16 protein-coding genes are annotated in these 19,953 nt (G+C 47.1%); 15 read left to right on the top strand and 1 reads right to left on the bottom strand.

The annotated features are described in order from the left end of the window. The first annotated feature begins 37 nt into the window (after window positions 1-37). The 12 genes from B5E64_RS08190 (at window position 38) to B5E64_RS08135 (ending at window position 14,352) form a co-directional block, all read left to right on the top strand. On the top strand, window positions 38-1,183 hold the full coding sequence (locus tag B5E64_RS08190) for a hypothetical protein (protein WP_087168028.1): 1,146 nt from the start codon (window positions 38-40) through the stop codon (window positions 1,181-1,183). Window positions 1,184-1,390: 207 nt separating this feature from the next. After that, a complete protein-coding gene (locus tag B5E64_RS08185; protein WP_087168027.1) occupies window positions 1,391-2,626 on the top strand; it encodes a threonine/serine exporter family protein in 1,236 nt (411 codons plus the stop codon). Window positions 2,627-2,697: 71 nt separating this feature from the next. Beyond that, window positions 2,698-3,711, top strand: coding sequence for a phosphate acyltransferase PlsX (plsX, locus tag B5E64_RS08180; RefSeq protein ID WP_087168026.1), 1,014 nt, complete (start codon window positions 2,698-2,700; stop codon window positions 3,709-3,711). Between the two features lie 23 nt (window positions 3,712-3,734). Then, on the top strand, window positions 3,735-3,968 hold the full coding sequence (acpP, locus tag B5E64_RS08175; protein WP_087168025.1) for an acyl carrier protein: 234 nt from the start codon (window positions 3,735-3,737) through the stop codon (window positions 3,966-3,968). Window positions 3,969-4,021: 53 nt separating this feature from the next. Further along, entirely contained in the window at window positions 4,022-4,708 is a 687-nt protein-coding gene (gene rnc / locus B5E64_RS08170) for a ribonuclease III (RefSeq protein WP_087168024.1), read from the top strand. A gap of 7 nt (window positions 4,709-4,715) precedes the next feature. Further along, complete coding sequence (gene smc, locus B5E64_RS08165; protein ID WP_087168023.1) at window positions 4,716-8,273, top strand: chromosome segregation protein SMC; 3,558 nt, start codon at window positions 4,716-4,718, stop codon at window positions 8,271-8,273. A 23-nt stretch (window positions 8,274-8,296) separates the two neighbouring features. Beyond that, the gene (gene ftsY, locus B5E64_RS08160; protein ID WP_087168022.1) at window positions 8,297-9,250 is read left to right on the top strand and encodes a signal recognition particle-docking protein FtsY; all 954 of its coding nucleotides are present in this window, start codon (window positions 8,297-8,299) and stop codon (window positions 9,248-9,250) included. Window positions 9,251-9,280: 30 nt separating this feature from the next. Further along, on the top strand, window positions 9,281-10,495 hold the full coding sequence (gene ilvA, locus B5E64_RS08155) for a threonine ammonia-lyase (RefSeq protein WP_087168021.1): 1,215 nt from the start codon (window positions 9,281-9,283) through the stop codon (window positions 10,493-10,495). Between the two features lie 18 nt (window positions 10,496-10,513). Continuing rightward, window positions 10,514-10,924: a hypothetical protein gene (locus B5E64_RS08150; protein ID WP_087168020.1), complete on the top strand. Its 411-nt coding sequence runs from the start codon at window positions 10,514-10,516 to the stop codon at window positions 10,922-10,924. 148 nt (window positions 10,925-11,072) lie between these two features. After that, a complete protein-coding gene (locus B5E64_RS08145; RefSeq protein WP_087168019.1) occupies window positions 11,073-12,461 on the top strand; it encodes a 2-isopropylmalate synthase in 1,389 nt (462 codons plus the stop codon). An 18-nt stretch (window positions 12,462-12,479) separates the two neighbouring features. Beyond that, window positions 12,480-13,127: a GntR family transcriptional regulator gene (locus B5E64_RS08140; protein ID WP_087168018.1), complete on the top strand. Its 648-nt coding sequence runs from the start codon at window positions 12,480-12,482 to the stop codon at window positions 13,125-13,127. 25 nt (window positions 13,128-13,152) lie between these two features. Then, window positions 13,153-14,352, top strand: coding sequence for an NADP-dependent isocitrate dehydrogenase (locus B5E64_RS08135; protein ID WP_087168068.1), 1,200 nt, complete (start codon window positions 13,153-13,155; stop codon window positions 14,350-14,352). Between the two features lie 81 nt (window positions 14,353-14,433). Here B5E64_RS08135 and abc-f read toward each other — a convergent pair whose 3' ends face one another. After that, a complete protein-coding gene (gene abc-f / locus B5E64_RS08130; RefSeq protein WP_087168017.1) occupies window positions 14,434-16,353 on the bottom strand; it encodes a ribosomal protection-like ABC-F family protein in 1,920 nt (639 codons plus the stop codon). Window positions 16,354-16,499: 146 nt separating this feature from the next. On the opposite strand from abc-f, the gene B5E64_RS08125 reads away from it, so the two are divergent. The 3 genes from B5E64_RS08125 (at window position 16,500) to alr (ending at window position 19,942) form a co-directional block, all read left to right on the top strand. Then, window positions 16,500-17,150, top strand: a complete 651-nt coding sequence (locus tag B5E64_RS08125) for a redox-sensing transcriptional repressor Rex (RefSeq protein WP_087168016.1) — start codon at window positions 16,500-16,502, stop codon at window positions 17,148-17,150. A 96-nt stretch (window positions 17,151-17,246) separates the two neighbouring features. After that, window positions 17,247-18,779, top strand: a complete 1,533-nt coding sequence (locus tag B5E64_RS08120; protein ID WP_087168015.1) for an NAD(P)H-hydrate dehydratase — start codon at window positions 17,247-17,249, stop codon at window positions 18,777-18,779. After that, on the top strand, window positions 18,776-19,942 hold the full coding sequence (gene alr / locus B5E64_RS08115) for an alanine racemase (protein WP_087168014.1): 1,167 nt from the start codon (window positions 18,776-18,778) through the stop codon (window positions 19,940-19,942). Before B5E64_RS08120 ends, alr begins: the two co-directional genes overlap by 4 nt. Window positions 19,943-19,953: the final 11 nt, after the last annotated feature.

The following is a 19,953-nucleotide window of genomic DNA, read 5'->3' as shown; positions in this document are numbered from 1 at the left end:
CCCGTTTTTTAATTTTTGATGGATAGGAGGGGACTCTATGGGCAAAGAGAACGGCGCAGTGAACTGGAAGAGAGTTCTGATTCTGGCAGGAGCGGTAATCGCGTTTACCATCGGATCCGGATTTGCGACAGGCCAGGAGATCATTCAATACTATACAGCATATGGCTGGCAGTCAATTCTGGTTATTCTTGGCTTTGCGGTCATGTTTCTGTATTACAATTTTAACTTTGCGAAAGCAGGCGCTGAACAGAAGTTTGAACACGGAAATGATGTTTACAAATATTTTTGCGGAAAATATGTAGGAACATTTTGTGACTATTATTCTACGATTTTCTGCTATATGTCATTTTGGGTTATGATCGGCGGTGCGGCATCTACATTGAATCAGGAGTACGGACTTCCGAACTGGGCAGGTGCAGTCATCCTTACAATCCTTACGACAATTACAGTAGTCGGCGGACTGAATTCTCTCGTTGATGCCATTGGTGTCGTAGGGCCGATTATCGTTGTACTTTGTATTTTTATCGGTCTTGTTACGGTGATTCAGGATGCAGGCAATATTCCGGCAGGACTGGAAGTTATCCGGACAGGTGCCTATGCAGGAGCAGCAGAGGGAGAAACGATCAAAAATGCAGGTGCGAACTGGTTTATTTCAGCTGCTTCCTATGCAGGATTTGTTCTTCTGTGGTTTGCAAGTTTTACGGCAGCGCTGGGATCCAAGAACAAGAAAAAAGATCTTAACTATGGTATCGTAGGCGGCACGGTTGCTGTGTGTGTTGCAATTGCTTTGATCTCTTTCGGCCAGATTGCCAATATCAATACTCCGCTTGAGGACGGAAGCGCTTATGTATGGAATGCAGATATTCCGAACCTGATTCTTGCCATGAAGATCTGGAAACCGTTTTCTGCTATTTTTGCAATTGTTGTATTTGCAGGTATTTATACGACAGCTGTTCCGCTGCTCTATAATCCGGCATCCCGTTTCGCAAAAGAAGGAACTTCCCGTTTTAAAATTTTGACAGTTGTTCTTGCGGTTGTAGGGCTGATCGTCGGGCTGTTCCTTCCATTCAGAACACTCGTTAATGTTATTTATGTTCTGAATGGTTATGTCGGAGCAGTGTTAATTCTGTTTATGATTAAGAAAAATATTACAGATTTCCTTGCTAAAAGGAAAAAAGCATAGCTATTTGCAGAAAATATCTGTCTGTAAAAAACAGCAATCGAAACGGTTGCTGTTTTTTGTGTGGAGTGCGGGCAGGCTCAACCACAATTGTAAGAAATTTGTAAAAGAAGAGGAATTCTTTTAGAAAAGGGATGAAAAATCGATTATTATTTGCTAGAATAGGAAAGTGCTTAAGAAAGAAAAAAGAAAGTGGAGTGAGGTAGAAGGATGGACTACAACAGAATTATTGAAGGCATCCTGGATATCGGAGAAGAGATGCTGAAAAGCGGAGCGGAAAATTTCCGGTTGGAGGATGCCCTTTACAGAATGCTGAAAAGTTATGGATTTGTCAGATATGATGTATTTGTTATTCCGAGCAACATTCAGGTGACAGCGAAGACGCCGGAAGGAGAGTTTATCACTCAGGTAAGGCATATCGAGACATCGGAGAATGATTTTGACCGGCTGGACTATCTGAACAATCTTTCCAGATATGTCTGTGCCCATAAGCCGGATGCGGATCAGCTGAAGATCAAGTTTGAGGAAGTGATGAACCGGCCGGAACAGCCGGAAATTCTCCGGTATGTGGCGGGAGTCATGGGAGGTGCCGGATTTGCCGTATTCTTCGGGTGCGGATTTATGGATGCGATTGTTGCTGTGGTTGTTTCACTGATGATTGTATTTGTTGGAAAATGGCTGAGCACAAGGGAAGGAAATCTGATGATTTATAATCTGATCCTTGCCTTTTTATCTGAGATCATTATTATCCTGGCGACCAGAAATGGAATCGGAACACATCCCGACAGAATCATGATCGGGATTGTCATGCTGCTGATCAGTGGACTTGGTACGACCAATGGATTCCGCGAGTTACTGCAGCGGGACTTTATATCCGGGTCCATTAATATTTTAAATTCCATTCTCGGGGCAACAGGAATTGCTCTTGGGATCGCGCTTGCCATGATGGTCTTTCATGCAAGATCCATGGAAGGATTTATGCTGACACCAAGTGTTCCGATGCAGCTTGTTTCCTGTACGATTGCCTGTATCGGTTTTGCCATATGGTTTAAAGTCCGGGGACGTCAGGTATTCTACTCGGGAGTTGGTGCGTTTATTACATGGGGAATTTATGCTCTCGTATTTGCCATTGAACCGAGCAACTTTCTTGCTACACTGATTGCAGCGGTATTTGTCGGATTTTATGCATTTATCATGTCCAGAGTCAATAAGGCACCATCGACGATTTTCCTGACAGCATCTGTATTTCCTTTGATTCCGGGACCAAATCTGTACTATATGATGTACGGTTTTGTAAGCAATGATTCCGCGCTCATTTCCAGTGAAGGAATCCTTCTAGCCACCACATGTCTTGCGATTGCCTTTGGATTCAATATCGTGGATGTAGCATCCAGAGTCATTATGAGCGCGCTGAAACGGGAATACCGCGTCGGCAAGAGTTCTTAAAAAGATAGAAAAGCATTGATTTTTATAACAATGTCTAGTAGAATTACTGATAGAATGCAGGAGGTAGAAGCATGGCAGAATACACGAAAGTGGCGCTCGACGCCATGGGAGGGGATAATGCCCCGGTGGAAATCATTAAAGGCGCTGTTGACGCAGTAAATAAGCGCAGCGATATTCAGGTATTGATTGTCGGGAAAGAAGACATCATAAAAGAAGAGCTTGCCAAATATACTTACGACAAAGAGCAGATTGAGATCAAGGGCGCCAGTGAAGTGATTGAGACCGCGGAGCCGCCGGTAATGGCAATCCGCAGAAAAAAGGATTCTTCGATTGTCGTAGCGATGAATATGGTTAAAAAAGGAGAGGCCGACGCGTTTGTATCGGCAGGAAGCTCCGGAGCCATTCTCGTTGGAGGACAGGTCATTGTAGGGAGAATCAAAGGAGTGGAGAGGCCGCCCCTTGCACCGCTTTTACCGACCAAAAAGGGATTTTCGCTTTTGATCGACTGCGGAGCAAACGTAGATGCCAGACCGTCCCATCTGGTGCAGTTTGCAAAAATGGGCTCGATCTATATGGAGCATGTCATGGGCGTGAAGAATCCGAAAGTGGCGATTGTCAATATCGGTGCTGAGGAGGAGAAGGGCAACGCCCTTGTGAAAGAGACGTTCCCGATGCTGAAGGCATGCCCGGATATTAATTTTACCGGGAGCATCGAGGCGCGCAATATTCCGTATGGTGACGCGGATGTCATTGTCTGCGAGGCTTTCGCGGGCAATATTATCCTGAAACTTTATGAGGGCGTCGGAGGGGTGCTGGTTGATAAGATCAAGGAAGGCATGATGAAGAGCCTCAGGACAAAAATCGGAGCACTGCTTGTAAAACCGGCGCTGAAGGAGACGATGAAGGGATTTGACGCAAGCGAGTACGGCGGAGCACCGCTGCTTGGTCTCAATGGCCTGGTTGTAAAGACACACGGCAACTCAAAGGCACGTGAGGTCTGCAACTCCATTATTCAGTGCGTGACCTTCAAAGAGCAGAAGATTAATGAGAAAATCAGAGAATGCATTCAGAAAGAGAAAGAATAAACTTTTAAGGAAGGAATGTAACTATGGAATTTGAAAAATTACAGGGGATTATCGCAGATGTATTAAATGTGGATGCCTCAGACATCACAATGGAGACTACATTTGTAGACGATTTGGGAGCAGATTCTTTGGACATTTTCCAGATTATCATGGGAATCGAGGAAGAATTCGATATCGAGATTGATAATGATGATGCGGAAAAAATCGTGACAGTGGGAGACGCAGTAGAGCAGATCAGAACGGCAACAAATAATTAAAACATAAATGCGGAAAAGCCCGTCAGGGCTTTTTCGTGCTAATTGGGGGTTTTATGAGAAAGATCAAAGAACTAGAAAGAACAATTGATTATCAGTTCCGGAATCCGGAACTTCTGCGTCATGCTTTGAGACACAGCTCCTATGTGAACGAAAAGCACATGAAGAAATATGAATGTAATGAGCGGCTGGAGTTTCTGGGCGATGCAGTACTTGAAGTTGTATCCAGCGAATTTCTTTTTTTTGAGTATGAGACAATGCCGGAAGGTGAACTGACCAAAAAGAGGGCAAGTATGGTATGTGAACCGGCGCTTGCTTTTTGTGCCAGAGATATCAAACTGGGGGAATATCTGATGCTCGGAAAAGGTGAAGAGGCAACGGGCGGAAGAAAACGGGATTCGGTTACATCTGACGCGATGGAAGCGCTGATTGGAGCGATTTATCTGGACGGTGGGTTTGCTAGCGCAAAAGAGTTCATTCACCGGTTTATCCTCAATGACCTGGAAAACAAGAAGCTCTTTTTTGATAGCAAGACTATCCTGCAGGAAATTGTACAGGGAAATTCTGATGATCAGGTTTCCTATGAACTGATCCGGGAGGAAGGACCGGACCACAATAAAAGTTTCTGTACGGCAGTCAGGATCGGAGAACAGATCTACGGGGAAGGCGAAGGAAGGACCAAAAAAGCATCTGAACAGCAGGCTGCATATCAGGCGATTTTGAAATTACAGGAGAAACGATAGGAGAGCTATGTATTTAAAAAGCATTGAAGTACAGGGATTTAAATCTTTTGCAAATAAAATCGTCTTTCAGTTTCATAATGGAATCACCGGCATTGTAGGGCCGAATGGAAGTGGAAAGAGCAACGTCGCGGACGCGGTCCGGTGGGTATTAGGAGAGCAGAGGGCGAAGCAGCTTCGCGGAGGCAACATGCAGGATGTCATTTTTTCAGGAACTGAGAACCGAAAGCCTCTAAGCTACGCCTCGGTCGGGATCACGCTGGACAACTCCGACCACAAGCTGCCGATTGATTTTGAGGAAGTCACTGTGACAAGAAAGCTTTATCGCTCCGGTGAGTCAGAGTACCTGATTAATGGACGCAGCTGCAGATTGAAAGATATCAACGAGCTGTTTTATGATACCGGAATCGGGAAAGAGGGATATTCAATCATCGGACAGGGTCAGATCGATAAGATCTTAAGCGGAAAACCCGAAGACCGGAGGGAGTTGTTCGATGAGGCTGCGGGAATTGTCAAATTCAAGCGGAGAAAAAATACATCCTTGAAGAAGCTGGAAGAAGAGCAGCAGAATCTGGTACGTGTAACAGACATCCTTTCGGAGCTGGAAAAGCAGTACGGACCGCTTAAAAAGCAGTCTGAGACGGCGAGAGAGTATCTGAAGAAACGGGAAGAAATGAAAAAGCTGGACGTCAATCTGTTCCTCGTTCAGACTGAAAAGTTAAAAGCGGAAGAAAAGGAAACAGAAGAGGCTCTGGCACGTGCGCAGGAAGAGCTTGATGAATCGAGAAAGCGGTATGACGCCATGAAAGAGGAGTATGCCGAAGTAGAAAACCGGATCGGGGAGATTGACCTTCAGACGGAGACCGCGAGAAAGCAGCTGAATGATACAAGACTGATCCGGCAGCAGTATGAGAACAGCATTGACCTTCTCAAAGAGCAGATCAACAGCGTGCGGATGAACGACGCCCATTATCTGGAGCGGAAAAAGACTGTTGAGGAAGAGATCCGGAAACGGGAGACCGAGCTTGAAGAACTGAAAAGCCGGCGCGCAGATCTGGAAGCCCAGATGAGGGAGAAGGAAGCGCAGAGCGAGAAAGAAAAAGAGAATCTGACGAGCCTTCAGGAGGAGATGGCCAGGATCAGTCTTTCCAGCGAGGAAAAGAAAAACGAGATTATGAAGATTCTTTCCGTGCGGGCTTCGACAAAGGCTGAACTGCAGCGCTTTCATACGATGAAAGAGCAGATCAGGGTTCAGAAGACAGGACTTGCGCAGCAGCTCTTAACGATTACCCAGGAAACGGAAGTATACCGGACAGAATATGAAAAGTATGAAAGTGAATGGAAAGAGCTTTCCGCCCAGATCCGTACCTGTTCGGAAACGATTGCGCAGTATGAAAGTGAAATTGTAAGACTTCAGGAAGAAATTACAAAAGAAAATGGACTGATTCAGACTGGACAGAGTGCGTATCACAGAGAGCAGTCCAGACTGGAATCTTTGAAAAATATGACCGAGCGCTACGAAGGATACGGTAACAGTATCCGGAGAGTCATGGAGCAGAAAAACCGGGAGCAGGGCATCCTTGGAGTTGTGGCGGATCTGATCCGTGTAGAGAAAAAGTACGAGACTGCGGTGGAGACTGCACTCGGCGGAAGCATCCAGAATATCGTAACGAGGGATGAAGAGACCGCGAAAAGAATGATTACTTATCTGAAACAGCATAAATTCGGGCGGGCAACGTTCCTTCCTCTGACCAGCGTGAAGGGTTCCGAGTTCCCAAAGCCGGAAGTGCTCAGAGAAGACGGCGTCATCGGACTTGCCCATACGCTTGTGGAGACAGATGAAGAATTCAAAAGTCTTATGAAGAACCTTCTTGGCCGTACCGTGGTAGTGGAAAATATTGACGTGGGTATCCGTCTTGCAAGGAAATACCGCCAAACTGTCCGGATGGTGACACCGGAGGGAGAGCTTCTCAATCCGGGTGGATCCATGACAGGAGGGGCTTTTAAAAATTCCAGCAGTTTGTTAAGCAGACGGCGTGAGATTGAGGAATTTGAAAAGACCGTACAGATGCTCAAAAAGGACCTGGAGCAGACGAGGGAGTCTTTGGAGCGTCATAAAGAAGAGCGTGCCGGATATTATGCGAAAATGGACAGCCTCAAAGATGAGATGCAGAAGATATACGTCCGGCAGAATACCGCAAAGATGAATCTTTCTCAGGTACAAAGCAGGCAGAAGTCGATCCTTGACCGAAAGGCAGAGCTTTTAAAAGAAAACGAAAGCTATGAAAACCAGCTCCGGGAACTTCAGGAGAATCAGGAATCCATTGAAATCGAACTGGGAACTTCCGAAGAACTGGAAGAAAGGCTGAAAAAGGAGACGGAAGAAGAGCAGAAGGAGCTGGAGAAAAAGAAGGAAGAGGAACAGATTTTACAGAAACGTGCCGAGGACGCACATCTTGTTTTTGCGGAACTTGGACAAAAAGAAATCTTCCTGAATGAAAATCAGGAACGTATCTGGCAGGAGTATACGAAGTATACACAGGAAAAGAAACTGCTGGAGGAAAACCAGGGAGACAATAAGAAAGCGATTGCTGAAAAAGAGCAGGAGATGGAACGGGCCGGACAAAAGATCCGGGAAGCCGGAGAACTGATCGAAGAGATCGAACAGGAGATCGGGCAGTATGCCGGGGAAAAGGAAACACTTTCCCGCAGACATAAGGAATTCCTTGGAAAGCGCGATGCCATCTCGGAACAGATTTCCGATCTTGATAAAGAAACCTTCCGGCTTGGCGGAAAGAAGGACGGGCTGGAGGAGACGATGGAAAAGCAGATGAATTATATGTGGGAAGAATACGAGATCACCTATAATCATGCGCAGCAGTACCGGGATGAAAGTATTGGAGATCTGGGCTTCATGAAGAAAGAGATTCAGCGGCTTCGCTCAGAGATCCGCAGCCTTGGCAATGTCAATGTCAATGCCATTGAAGATTTTAAAAATCTGGAAGAACGGTATCTCTTTTTGAAAAACCAGCATGAAGACCTGATTGAAGCGGAGGCAACCTTAAAACAGATTATTGAAGAACTGGATACCGCCATGAGAAGGCAGTTTGAGGAACAGTTCGCAAGGATAAAAGAAGAGTTCCATAATGTTTTCCGCCAGCTCTTTGGAGGCGGAAAAGGGACACTCGAGCTTCTGGAGGACGAGGATATTCTGGAAGCGGGAATCCGGATCATTGCACAGCCGCCGGGAAAGAAGCTTCAGAATATGATGCAGCTCTCCGGTGGAGAAAAAGCGCTGACGGCGATCGCGCTTCTCTTTGCGATTCAGAATCTGAAACCGTCGCCGTTTTGTCTGCTGGACGAGATCGAAGCGGCCCTGGACGATTCCAATGTTACAAGGTTTGCGCAGTATCTTCACAGACTGACGAAAAATACGCAGTTTATTGTTATTACCCACCGGAGAGGAACAATGACAGCAGCGGACAGACTGTATGGAATTACGATGCAGGAGAAGGGAGTTTCTACGCTGGTTTCAGTAGATCTGCTTGAAAACCAGCTCAGCAAATAAAAAATAAAGGAGTAGAAGAGACTATGGCAGAGGAAAAAAAGGGATTTTTCCGGCGGCTTGTGTCAGGCCTGACAAAAACAAGGCAGAATATCGTTTCCGGCCTTGACAGCCTGTTCAGCGGGTTTTCCAAAATTGATGAAGACTTTTATGAAGAGCTGGAAGAGATCCTGATTATGGGAGATCTCGGCGTCAAGGCGACCTATTCGATCCTTGATGACCTTAGAGAAAAGGTGAAAGAACAGCATATCAAGGATCCGGCTGACTGCAAACAGCTTCTGATTGACAGTATCAAGGAGCAGATGCAGATCGGGGAGACAGCATATGAGTTTGAAAATCAGAAATCCGTAGTACTGGTGATTGGAGTTAACGGGGTAGGAAAAACGACGACCATCGGTAAGCTTGCAGGGAAGCTTCGCGGTGAAGGGAAAAAAGTTGTGATCGCAGCGGCGGACACATTCCGTGCCGCGGCGGGAGAACAGCTGAAAGAATGGGCAGACCGGGCAAATGCAGAGTTTATCGGGGGACAGGAAGGCTCTGATCCGGCAGCTGTCGTGTACGATGCGGTTGCGGCCGCAAAGGCAAGGAAGGCGGATGTTCTGCTGTGTGATACGGCGGGGCGTCTTCATAATAAAAAGAATCTGATGGAAGAGCTGAAAAAGATCAATCGTGTCATTGAGAGAGAGTATGCTGACGCGTACAGAGAAACCCTGGTGGTTCTGGATGGAACAACAGGGCAGAACGCACTTTCGCAGGCAAAACAGTTTGCGGAGGCGGCAGACATTACGGGAATCGTTCTGACAAAAATGGATGGAACCGCAAAAGGGGGAATTGTGGTAGCAATTCAGTCGGAACTTGGCATTCCGGTCAAATATATCGGAGTCGGAGAAAGTATCGATGATCTGCAGAAATTTGATTCCGATGATTTTGTCAATGCCCTTTTTACGACAGAGGAGCATCCGGAGGAAGAAACAGAATAAACATGACACAGAGGAAAGAAGGTTACAGCCATGATGACATTGGAAAAATTTGAAGAAGCAAGTGAGCTTGTAAAAAAAGTCACAAATCCGACAAAACTGGTCTACAGTGAATACCTGAGCGAGGAAACAGGAGGAAAGATTTATCTGAAGCCGGAAAACATGCAGCATACGGGCGCGTACAAAATCCGCGGCGCCTATTATAAGATCAGTACGCTGTCCGAGGAGGAAAAGCAGAAAGGACTGATCACGGCTTCCGCAGGAAATCATGCCCAGGGCGTTGCCTACGCGGCAAAGATGTTCGGATGCAAGGCAACAATCGTTATGCCGACCGTTACGCCGCTGATCAAGGTAAACCGAACAAAGAATCTGGGAGCGGATGTCGTTCTTTACGGAGATGTTTATGATGATGCCTGTGACAAGGCCTACGAGCTTGCCGAAGAGCATGGATACACATTCGTCCATCCGTTCGACGACCTGGATGTAGCGACGGGCCAGGGAAGTATCGCCATGGAGATCGTTCAGGAGCTTCCGACTGTTGATTATATCTTTGTCCCGGTAGGAGGAGGCGGACTGATTGCAGGTGTAGCAACCCTTGCAAAGATGCTTAATCCGAAGATCAAAGTCATCGGCGTGGAGCCTTCAGAAGCAGCCAGTATGAAAGCAGCTCTGAAAGCAGGAGAACCGGTAACCCTTCCAAGCGCCAATACGATTGCGGACGGTACTGCGGTAAAACGCGTGGGAAGCCAGACCTTTGAGTATGTACAGAAAAATGTGGATCAGATACTGACAGTCGATGATGATGACCTGATCGGCGTTTTCCTGGATATGGTAGAGAATCACAAGATGGTTGTGGAAAATTCCGGTCTGCTTTCTGTAGCAGCGCTCAGACAGATGAATCTGGAAGGGAAAAAGGCAGTCTGCATCCTGAGCGGAGGAAACATGGATGTGATCACCATGGCTTCCATCGTACAGCACGGACTGATCCAGAGAGACCGGATCTTTTCTGTTTCTGTTCTGCTTCCGGATAAGCCGGGCGAACTGGTACGCGTGGCAAAGACTATCGCGGACGCACAGGGCAATGTCATCAAGCTGGAACACAACCAGTTTGTAAGCACAAACAGAAATGCGGCTGTAGAGCTGAGAGTAACCATGGAAGCATTTGGAACAGAGCACAAACATGAGATTCTGCAGGCTCTGGAAAACAACGGATTCCGTCCGAAGCTGGTTACAACAAAACTGTATTAAAGAAAAGGAGGGAGCAGATTGCCGGGAAAACTGCCTGAAACAGGTTTCTTATACACCGATCAGCAGGGCACGATCTACCGTTTCATCGGCACGTCCAGACACTGGCAGACGATGGAAGAGCTTTTGATTTTTCAAGAGGAGGAAGAGAAGACCCTCTATGCTGTTCCGGTTCCTGATTTTACAAAAGAATTCCAAATAGCAGAAAACGGGCATACATCGGATCTGCTTCTCCGATTTCTGGAGGCAGATTCCAATGAAGAAAAGCTCTCGATTCTTCAGAAAAACCGTCCGGAAGTAACAGAAGACCTGCTGGAGGCTGCCGCCCAGAGCATGGACTACGCCCTGAGCGGAGAAAGCGAAGAAATGCAGTTTCTGGATTTTGAGAACTATCTTCGGACAAAAATCAAATATGAACGTAAGAGAAGGTAACTACTTTTAAACTGGAAAGAGATCCTGCATGGCGCAGGATCCTTTTTGTTTATCAGAAAACTTCGCTGGTTATAAAAATATCAAACTTCGGGTTGACATGCTTTGTATAATTGTATACAATTATACAAAGCGAAAAGGAGTGTATAAAATGGATAATAGAAAAGTTTACATGAACCATCACAATAATTTACTGCAGCTCGAAGAACATATGTATCCGCTGGTGGACGTAGATAAGCCGAATATATTCCGGAATCTGTTTCCATATGACGAAGTTCCGAAAATCGCGTTCAACGATCGAATCGTACCGCATTCAATGCCGGACGAGATCTGGATTACGGATACAACATTCCGTGACGGGCAGCAGTCCAGAGCGCCGTATACGACAGAGCAGATTGTGACGATTTATGACTACCTGCACCGTCTGGGCGGTCCAAAGGGAAAGATCCGTCAGAGTGAGTTTTTCCTTTACAGTAAAAAAGACAGGGATGCTGTTTACCAGTGTCTGGAGAAAGGATATGAGTTTCCGGAAGTTACAAGCTGGATCCGGGCAAATAAGAAGGACTTTGAGCTGGTAAAAGAGATTGGACTGAAAGAGACAGGGATTCTTGTAAGCTGTTCCGATTATCACATTTTCTATAAACTCAAGATGACAAGGCGGGAGGCGCTTAACCATTATCTTTCGATTATCCGTCAGTGTCTGGAAATCGGGATCAGCCCGAGATGTCATCTGGAGGATATTACAAGATCAGACATTTACGGTTTCGTGATTCCGTTTTGTCTGGAACTGATGAATCTGATGGAAGAATATCAGATTCCGATTAAAATCCGTGTCTGTGACACGATGGGATACGGAGTCAACTATCCGGGAGCGGTGATTCCGCGGTCTATTCCGGGTATCATCTACGGATTGATGATCCATGCCGGAGTACCGAGTGAACTCATCGAGTTTCACGGTCACAATGACTTTTACAAGGCAGTCAGCAATGCAACGACCGCATGGCTTTATGGAGCAAGCGGCGTAAACTGTTCTCTCTTTGGAATCGGAGAACGTACAGGAAATACACCACTGGAAGCAATGGTATTTGAATATGCGCAGCTTCGGGGAACACTGGACGGCATGGAGACGACTGTCATCACAGAGCTTGCCGAGTACTATGAAAAGGAGATCGGCTACCATATTCCGGAGCACACGCCGTTTGTGGGAAAGAACTTTAATGTGACAAGAGCCGGAATCCATGCGGACGGACTTCTGAAAAACGAAGAGATCTACAATATTTTTGACACCGGAAAGTTTCTGAACCGGCCGGCCGTAGTATCAGTGTCCAACACATCCGGCATCGCAGGAATTGCCCACTGGATCAATACCTACTACAAGCTTCCGGAGGACAGAAAAGTCGGAAAAGACTCCGAGCTGGTTGTGGCAGTGAAGGAATGGGTGGATAAGCAGTATGACGACGGACGTGTAACCGTGATGACGGACGAAGAAATGGTTCAGAAGATCACGGAAATCTGCCGTGAGAAGTCAATCATTCTTTAATAGAAGGAAGTAACAGTCATGGAAGAATATCAAGATTATTCTTTGAGCGGAAAGGTGTTTCGGACACTGAGTGAACAGATCCTTTCCGGGAAATATCAAAAAGGAGACGAACTCCGGGAAGTGACCGTGGGAAAAGAGCTGGGAGTCAGCAGGACTCCGGTCAGAGAAGCCTTCAGGAAGCTGGAACTGGAAGGACTGGTGACCAGTATTCCAAACAAAGGCACGTATGTCAACGGCATTTCCAGGGAGGACGTTCAGGATATCTATATGATCCGGTCCAGGCTGGAAGGGCTTGCGGCCCGGCTTGCGACAAGACGGATTACAAAGGAGCAGATTGACGAGATGGAAGAGATGCTTCTTCTCTCCGAATTTTATCTGAAAAAGGGGATGACCGAACAGCTTTCCACTCTGGACGGGAAGTTCCACTTTATCCTTTATGAAGCCTGCGGAAGCAGGATGTTGAAAAATGTACTGACGGATTTCCACCGCTATGTCCAGATGGCGAGGAGGATGTCCGTCAAAGTGGAAAACCGTGCGGAAAAATCCATCAGGGAACATTCGGAGATCCTCGCGGCAATCCGGGACAAGGATGAAGACAGGGCGGAGAAACTGATGGAAGAGCATATCCGCCATGTTGTTCAGAATTTACATCTGGAAGAAATCTAAGAAAGAAAAAGAAAGGGATGGTATGATGGCAAAGATACAGATGCAGACACCAATCGTTGAGATGGATGGAGACGAGATGACAAGAATTCTCTGGAAGATGATCAAGGATCATCTGCTCCTGCCTTTTATTGATCTGAATACGGAGTATTACGATCTTGGGCTGGAACACCGTAATGAGACTGATGACCAGGTGACGATTGACAGTGCGCTTGCAACGAAAAAGTATAAAGTGGCCGTAAAATGTGCGACCATCACCCCAAATGCATCGCGGATGGAAGAATATGATTTGAAAGAGATGTGGAAGAGCCCGAACGGGACGATCCGTGCGATTCTGGATGGAACCGTATTCCGTGCACCGATTGTCGTAAAAGGAATTGAGCCGTGCGTCAGAAACTGGAAAAAACCGATCACCATTGCAAGACATGCCTACGGGGATGTGTATAAAGGAACGGAAATGAAAATCCCTGGAAAAGGAAAGGCAGAGCTTGTCTACACCGCTGAGGACGGAAGCGAGACAAGAGAACTGATCCATGAGTTTGACGGACCCGGCATCATTCAGGGAATGCACAATATCAACAAGTCCATCGAAAGTTTTGCAAGGAGCTGTTTCCACTATGCACTGGACACGAAACAGGATCTCTGGTTTGCAACGAAAGATACGATTTCAAAGAAATACGACCATACATTCAAGGATATCTTTCAGGAGATCTTTGACGCGGAATTTAAAGAGCAGTTTGAACAGGCGGGAATTACGTATTTCTACACACTGATTGACGACGCGGTGGCACGTGTAATGAAATCAGAAGGCGGATATATCTGGGCATGCAAAAACTATGACGGAGATGTTATGAGTGATATGATTTCCTCCGCATTCGGCTCCCTTGCCATGATGACGTCCGTTCTTGTCTCACCGGATGGATACTATGAGTACGAGGCAGCTCATGGAACAGTTCAGAGACATTATTATAAACACCTGAAAGGGGAGGAGACATCCACCAACTCCGTGGCAACGATCTTTGCATGGAGCGGGGCTCTCAGAAAGCGCGGAGAACTGGATGGAAACAAGGAGCTTCAGGAGTTTGCGGACCGGCTTGAAAAAGCGACTATCGATACCATCGAAGCGGGCGAAATGACAAAAGACCTGGCGCTGATAACGACTTTGAAAGATCCGGTTGTATTAAACAGCGAAGACTTTATCAAAGCCATCGCAAAACGGCTTGCATAAAAAAGAGTCAAAATCAAAGAGAGCATAGAAAAAGAGGCAGACCCGTGTTGTAAACGGGCTTCGGCCTCTTTTCTGATGCTCTTATTCCGCGAGAGATTCCCACTGCTCATAGAGAGTCTCAAGCTCTGCTGTGATGTTGTCCTTTTCTTTTGCCAGCTCCTGACACCGGACGGAATTGGAATATACATCTTCGTGGGTCATCAGTTCATCGATCTCACCGCACCGGGTTTCCAGAGTCTCAATCCGCTCTTCGGTCCGCTTCAGATCGTTCTGGCGTTTCCGCTCCTTCGCCTGCGCTTCCTTCTGAGCCTTCCAGTCCAGCTTTCCGGCCGAAGCCTGAGTGTCTGTGGGAGACGGTGTATCTGCTGCGGCAGGAGCAGCGTAAACAGCGGTAAGTTCCTCTTTCTTTTCAAGATAATAATCATAATTTCCGATGTAGTTGACAAATTTCTGATTGACCAGTTCCAGAATTCTTGTGGCGGTTTCATTGATAAAATACCGGTCATGGGAAACATAAAGTACCGTGCCGGTGTAATCATTCAATGCGTGCTCCAGGATTTCTTTGGATGCAACATCAAGATGGTTGGTCGGCTCGTCGAGAATGAGGAAATTGGCCTCGGAAAGCATCAATTTTGCAAGTGAGACACGTCCACGTTCCCCGCCGCTCAAGTCTCCAATCAGCTTGTAGACATCATCCCCGGTGAAGAGAAAGGCTGCAAGCATATTCCGGATCTGGGTATTCGTAAGGGACGGATAATCGTCCGATATCTCATCAAAAACCGTTTTGTCCATGTGAAGGACATGGTGTTCCTGGTCGTAGTAACCGATAGTGACATTGGAGCCAAGGGTGAAAGTTCCGGAATCCGCAGGAATGACTTCATTCAGGATTTTCAGAAGTGTCGTCTTTCCGGTACCATTGTCCCCGATAATCGCAACGTGTTCTCCACGTTTGATTTCAAAGCTGATGTCTTCAAAGAGCGTCTGATTCGGGAAAGCTTTGCTGAGGTGATCAACACGGAGCACATCATTTCCGCTGACAACAGAAGGCTCCAGCTTTAAATGCATATCAGCAGCAAGTTCCACCGGCTTTTCAATCCGCTCAATCTTTGCAAGCATCTTTTCCCGGCTCTCGGCCCGTTTGATGGATTTTTCCCGGTTGAAGGAACGAAGTTTTTCAATGACCGCTTCCTGATGCTTGATTTCCTGCTGCTGGTTAAGGTATTCTTTCAGCCTTGCATCCCGGAGCATCTGTTTTTTCTTCGCAAACTCCTGATAGTTACCAAGATACATAGTGAGCGTGCCGGCTTCGATTTCAATGATCTTTGTAACGACCCTGTTCAAAAAATACCGGTCGTGGGAGACAATCAGGACCGCTCCGGGGTAGTTCAGAAGATAGGTCTCAAGCCATGCAATCGAATGCAGATCAAGATGATTGGTAGGCTCATCCAGAAGCAGAATATCCGGTTTGGTAAGCAGAAGTTTTCCCAGAGAAACACGGGTTCGCTGCCCTCCGGAAAGGGAAGCGACCGGCTTTTCAAAATCTTCTTCTGTAAATCCCAGTCCCTTCAGGACTCCGGTGATTTCACTTTGATAGGCATAGCCGTTTTCCCGTTCAAACCGGGAAGTCAGATTGTGATAAGCGGCAAGCCTGTCCTCCAGATGGGATCCGGATAAAGTCTGAAGCTCAGCCTCAATTTTGCGGATCTGGCTTTCCATATCGATCAGATACTGTTTGGAAGTCTGCATTTCCTCATAGACTGTACGTGTGCTGTCCGTCATGGGATGCTGGGAAAGATACCCGAGCTGTTTCCCTTTTGCGAGAATAATATCCCCGGAATCTGCCGGAATCTCTCCGGTAATCATTTTCAAAATGGTAGATTTTCCGGCACCGTTTAAACCTGTCAGAGCCGCTTTCTCGTGATCCTCTATATGAAAAGAGCCATGTCTTACAATGACCTGGTCCCCAAACGATTTTTCCAGATTGTGACATGCAAGTATCATAGTATCCTCCTCTGATAAAACAAAAGTACCGTATTCATTATAACGGAATTTGTACAAAATACAACATAAAATCCCATAATAAGTTTGACTTTATTTCAAGTATTACATATAATAAAAGTATTGAAAAGAACAGGAAGGTGCTAAAAGTGGAAGGAAGAGGAATTTCTCAGGCAGTTATCAGAAGACTGCCTCGATACTACAGATACTTGGGAGAATTACTGGAAGACGGTGTAGAGCGCATTTCCTCCAACGACTTGAGCAAACGCATGAAAGTCACTGCTTCCCAGATCCGCCAGGATTTGAATAATTTCGGCGGTTTTGGACAGCAGGGGTATGGATATAATGTGAAATATTTGCACTCGGAGATTGGAAAGATCCTGGGGCTGGACAGAGAACATAATATGATTATTATCGGAGCCGGAAACCTTGGACAGGCGCTGGCAAACTATACCGCTTTTGAGCGCAGCGGATTTATGCTGAAGGGTCTGTTTGATGTCAACCCGACTTTGGCAGGTGTTACGGTCCGCGGAATCGAGATCCGTATGATGGACGAGCTGAAAAGTTTCATCAGGAATAATGACATTGAAATTGCGATTCTGACGATACCGAAGACGAAGGCGGTGGCAGTAGCCAATATGCTCGTGGAAAACGGTATCCGTGCAATCTGGAATTTTGCGCATACGGATCTGAATCTTCCGGATAATGTTGTTGTGGAAAACGTACATCTTTCCGAGAGTCTGATGCGGCTCTCCTACAATGTACTCCGCTATGAGGAAAAACATCAGAAGAAAAAATAAGAGAAAAGAAGGACGTGAGAGATTCGTACAACAGATGCGGGACTCCGCGTCTTTTTTCTGTATCCCGGAATGAAAGCGGGGAAAGGAGCGGTAAAGATGAAATATATCATTGATGGCAGGACAATGAAAGCAGCGGATGCATACACGATCGGGATGATCGGGATTCCGTCTCTTGTCCTGATGGAACGGGCGGCTCTGAAAGTGGTAGAGGCAGCCGAAAGGGAGATGCTTAACCTGTCGAAAAGCCTGATTGTGTGCGGAAGCGGAAACAACGGGGGCGACGGGTTTGCAGTGGGAAGACTGCTTCTGGAAAAAGGATACGGAGTGACTGCCGTACTGGTTGGGAATCCGGACCATTGTACCGAAGAGACAAAGACACAGATTCAGATTTTCAAGGCGGTCGGAGGAACCGTAAAACGGGAAATCCCGGAGGGAAGGTACACGGCTGTATTTGATGCTGTATTTGGAATCGGACTGAGCAGGCCGGTTGAGGGCAGGTATGCCGGAATTCTGGAACAGATGAACAGTCTGGACGCCGCAAAGATTGCGGTGGACATTCCTTCCGGAATTGATGCGGGGAACGGAGAGATTCTGGGGACGGCATTTCGCGCGGATCTGACGGTGACATTTGCATACCAGAAGGCAGGGATGGTTCTGTATCCGGGAGCTTTCTGCGCCGGAAAGGTCTGTGTGGAAGATATCGGAATTTATCTGCGCGGCGGCGTGGAAGGAACACGGTATCTGACTTATGAAAGAAAGGACGTAGGAAGGCTCTGTCCGCAGCGAAAAGACGATGCACATAAAGGAACTTACGGAAAAGTGCTGATGATTACCGGAAGCCAGGGCATGGCAGGCGCCGCGATTCTTTCCGCGAAGGCGGCATACCGGATGGGAAGCGGACTGGTACGTATACTGACGCCGGAATCCAACCGGGAAGTACTTCAGGCAACCCTGCCGGAAGCAGTCATAACGCCTTACGGAGAGGATCTGGAAAACCAGCTGGAGGAACTTCTGAACTGGGCGGATGTGATCTGCGCCGGATGTGGACTGGGGACGGATATACAGGCCGGTATGATAATAGAACATCTGCTCGTGTATCTGGGCACGCACAGAAAATACTGCGTGATGGATGCGGATGGCCTGAATCTAATTTCCGGAATGGAAGAAGAAAGAAGAAACACATATCTAAAAGCAGCGGGAAGCAGCCTGATCTTTACGCCTCACATCAGGGAATTCGCGCGTCTTCTTGGGAAAACGACGGAAGAAACGAAAAAAAACAGGATTGGACTTGCGCAAGAGTATGCCAAAACCTATAATATAATACTAACAGCAAAAGATGCCAGAACAGTTGTGGCAGGAGAAGGCAGGATTCCATATCTGAATACATCCGGGAACGGTGCGATGGCAAAAGCAGGTTCCGGGGATGTACTTGCAGGTATGATTACAGGCTGCCTGGCCCTTGGAATGGACCGCTTTGACGCTGCGGCGCTTGGTGTATTTATACACGGGCTGTGCGGAGACGAGGCAAGGGAAAAACTCGGGGCGCACAGCGTGCTTGCCGGGGACCTGATCGAGATGGCATCAGCTGTTTTACAGGAAATCGAGCGAAGAAAGGTTCAGTCAAAATGAAAAAGTACAGCAGAGTATGCGCAAAAATCAATTTGAATCATATTACATATAATATAGAACAGATGAGGAAACATATCTCACCGGATACGAAGATGATTCTGGTAGTAAAAGCGGACGGTTACGGCCACGGGGCATCACGGATCGCAAAAGAGACTCAGAATCTGGACTGCGTCTGGGGATACGCGACCGCAACGCTTGACGAGGCGGTGCTTCTGAGAAAGGCAGGAATTGAGAAACCGGTTCTTGTTCTCGGATGTACCTTTCCGGAGCAGTATGAGGAGGCGGTGGAAAACGAGATACGCATGACAGTCTACACTGAAGAGTCTGCGAAAGCGATCTCCGCCCTGGCATCCGCAAAGCAGAAAAAAGCATGGATTCACGTCAAGCTGGACACGGGGATGTCAAGACTCGGATTTCAGACAGGTGAAGATTCTCTGGATGCCATCGAACGGATTTTTCATCTCCCGGATCTTGAGATGGAAGGTATTTTTACTCATTTTGCAAAAGCAGACGAGGCAGATAAGTCCTTTACAAACAAGCAGATGGAACAATATATCTGGATGACAGACCGGTTAAAGGATAGAGGCATCGAGCCGAAATACCGCCACTGCTCCAACAGTGCCGGAATTATCGATCATCCGGAGGCCAATCTGGATCTTGTACGGGCGGGTATTGCTCTTTACGGGCTCTATCCATCTGACGAGGTGAAGAAAGACCGTCTGGATCTGAAGCCGGCACTGTCGCTGGTAAGCAGTATTGTACATATCAAATGGATCGAGCCCGGAGCTGTTGTAAGTTACGGCGGGTGCTTCCGGGCCGGGAAACGGACCCGCGTGGCAACGATCCCTGTCGGATATGCGGACGGATACCCGAGGAGTCTCTCGGACAAGGGCTATGTCCTGATCCGGGGAAAGAGGGCTCCGATTCTTGGCAGAGTCTGCATGGATCAGATGATGGCAGATGTGACAGAGATCGAAGATGCAGATTTCCTGGATGAAGTCGTACTGGTAGGGAAAAGCGGCGGGGAACAGATTGCAGTGGAAGATTTAAGTGCACTGTCCGGAAGGTTTAACTATGAGTTTCTCTGCGATCTCGACAAGAGGATACCAAGAGAATATATCAAAGACGGAAAAGTCATTGAGCAGATTGACTATTTTGCATAAAAAAGACGGCC

This window comes from Drancourtella sp. An12, from assembly GCF_002160935.1.
Lineage (GTDB): Bacteria > Bacillota > Clostridia > Lachnospirales > Lachnospiraceae > Sellimonas > Sellimonas catena.
This window is presented reverse-complemented; position numbering and strand designations above follow the sequence as displayed.